This is a genomic window from Cognatundibacterium luofuense (genome assembly GCF_018139685.1).
Taxonomy (GTDB): Bacteria; Pseudomonadota; Gammaproteobacteria; order Burkholderiales; family Burkholderiaceae_D; genus Undibacterium; species Undibacterium luofuense.
The window spans coordinates 1-316 of sequence record NZ_JAGSPN010000459.1 but is presented as its reverse complement, the minus strand read 5'-3'; the positions used below and the strand labels follow the sequence as shown (position 1 = coordinate 316).

Genomic DNA, 316 nt, shown 5'->3' with positions numbered 1-316 from the left:
CAATTCCGGCGAATACACCACATCGAAGAAGATACGTCCTGGTTTACCAGCGACCGTATAGCTGACTTCGGTACGCAAGGTGCCGTGAAAGCTGGCAAAGCCGCTTTGTGCAGGCTGCAGCGTCGCGCTGTATATCCCATCGGCGGCACGGGTATCACCATCCTGCCCGCTGTCATTCATGTTCAGCGCCAGCGCGGCGCTTTCTTTTTGGCCGGCAAAACTCAAACCTTTGGCAACGGCTTTCTCTACCTGTAATGCCAGCGGCTGTCCCTGCGCATCACTGGCGCGCACCGTGAACACTGCTTTTTCACCGGCG

Annotated in this window: 1 protein-coding gene; it reads right to left on the bottom strand. The window is 57.3% G+C overall.

The window, feature by feature from the left end; translation table 11 throughout:
- Positions 1-316: choice-of-anchor X domain-containing protein (locus tag KDM89_RS21215; protein WP_329604721.1), on the bottom strand; the 316-nt coding region annotated here is incomplete at both ends.